Consider the following 1,885-nt stretch of genomic DNA (forward strand, 5'->3'; position numbering starts at 1 on the left):
GTGTCGATCCCCGGCAGATCGGCTTCGATCTCGAGCCCGAGAGTGCCTTGGCCGATGAGCGTCTCTTCCTGGTTGAACGCGTGGATCTGCAGGGCGCCGGTTCGTTCGGCAAAATCCTCGCTGGCGGCCAGCGCCTCGGCATAGCGCGCACCGCCGACCACCAACTCGGCGCCGTAGCCGCGGATGCGCGCGAGCTTTGCCGGCGGGCTGACCTCGGGCACGAAGATGGTGGCCCTGTGCCCGAGCTTCATGGCGGCATAGGCGACGGCGGCGCCATGATTGCCGCCGGAGGCGGCGACCACACCCGCTGCGGGCACCTGCCGCTCGAGCAGGTTGGTGAAGGCGCCGCGCGCCTTGAACGAGCCGGAATGCTGCAGACATTCGAGCTTCAGATCGACTGGAAAGGCCGGCCGGCCGAAGTCAGCCATGTCGACGCGCAGCACCGGCGTGTGGCGGACGAAAGGGCGGATGTGCGGTTCCACCGCGGCGATGCGTCCGCGCGTGATAGCTCCAGTCTCCAGCATGGCTTGCTCCTTTGAGCGCGGGACCCTCGTGCTTCTATTTCAGCCACTCGGGCAATGAATCCAGCCCGATCAACTCCTCATGGGTCGGGCGCGGCCGCACGACGTGAAAACGGTCGCCGTCGACCAGCACTTCCGGCACCAGCAGCCTTGTGTTGTAGGTGCCGGCCTGCACGGCGCCGTAAGCTCCAGCGGTGGCGACGGCGATGAGGTCGCCAGGATTCAGCCTGGGGAGGTCGCGGTCGAGGCCGAGGAAATCGCCTGTCTCGCAGACCGGCCCGACGATATCGACCGTCATGCGCGGCGTGGCGGCCGGCGGCTGCACCACCGGCTTGATGTCGTGGAAGGCATCGTAGAGCGTCGGCCGGATCAGGTCGTTCATGGCGGCGTCGACGACGAGGAAGTTCTTGGCGTCGCCTTCCTTCACATAGATCACTTCCGAGACCAGGATGCCGGCATTGCCGACGATCAGCCGGCCAGGCTCGAACATCACCTTCAGGCCGAGCCGGGTGACATGCTTCCTGACGATCTCGGCATAGGCGTCGGGCAAGGGCGGCGGGCTGTTGTCGACGCGGTACGGAATGCCGAGGCCGCCGCCGAGATCGACATGCTCGATTGAATGCCCGTCGGCGCGCAGCACGCCGACCAGTTCCACCAGCAGCGCGAAAGCGTCGTCGAAAGGCTGCAGCTCGGTGATCTGGCTGCCGATATGGGTGTCGATGCCGGTGACCTTGATGCCCGGCAGCTCCGCCGCGCGGGCATAGACCTGGCGCGCCCGCTGCCACGGGATGCCGAACTTGTTCTCGGCCTTGCCGGTGGAGATCTTCTTGTGGGTCCTGGCGTCGACGTCCGGGTTGATGCGCAGCGAGACGGGTGCCACCTTGCCGAGCGCTGTGGCGCGCGCCGACAGCAGTTCGAGTTCGGGTTCGGACTCGACGTTGAAGCAGAGGATGCCGGCATTGAGGGCGAAGTCCATTTCCCGCGCGGTCTTGCCGACGCCGGAAAACAGGATCTTGCTCGCGGGGATGCCGGCGGCCAAGGCGCGCCGCAGTTCACCTTCCGACACCACGTCGGCGCCGGCGCCTTGTCTTGCCAAGGTCTTCAGCACGGCCTGGTTGGAATTCGCCTTCATGGCGTAGCAGACCAGCGCGTCGAGACCGGCAAAAGCTTCCTTGAAGACGCGGAAATGCCTGGTCAGGGTCGCGGTCGAATAGCAGTAAAACGGCGTGCCGACGCTGGCGGCGATATCGGGGATTGCCACATCCTCGGCGTAGAGAACGCCGTCGCGGTAGTCGAAATGGTTCACGGGGAGAGGTCCGCAAATTGGAGCGCGATGAGATCGGATGATCTCCTCGGCTCTAGAG

The 1,885-nt window shown here is 65.7% G+C and carries 2 protein-coding genes; both read right to left on the reverse strand.

From position 1 onward, the window contains the following. Positions 1-524, reverse strand: a 524-nt coding sequence (locus tag EOA60_RS31025) for a pyridoxal-phosphate dependent enzyme (RefSeq protein ID WP_128312476.1), incomplete at its 3' end; no start/stop codon positions are given. Between the two features lie 34 nt (positions 525-558). Beyond that, positions 559-1,827, reverse strand: a complete 1,269-nt coding sequence (gene lysA / locus EOA60_RS31030; RefSeq protein ID WP_095823973.1) for a diaminopimelate decarboxylase — start codon at positions 1,825-1,827, stop codon at positions 559-561. Positions 1,828-1,885 lie beyond the last annotated feature (58 nt).

Source organism: Mesorhizobium sp. M1A.F.Ca.IN.020.06.1.1, assembly GCF_004023265.1.
GTDB lineage: Bacteria > Pseudomonadota > Alphaproteobacteria > Rhizobiales > Rhizobiaceae > Mesorhizobium.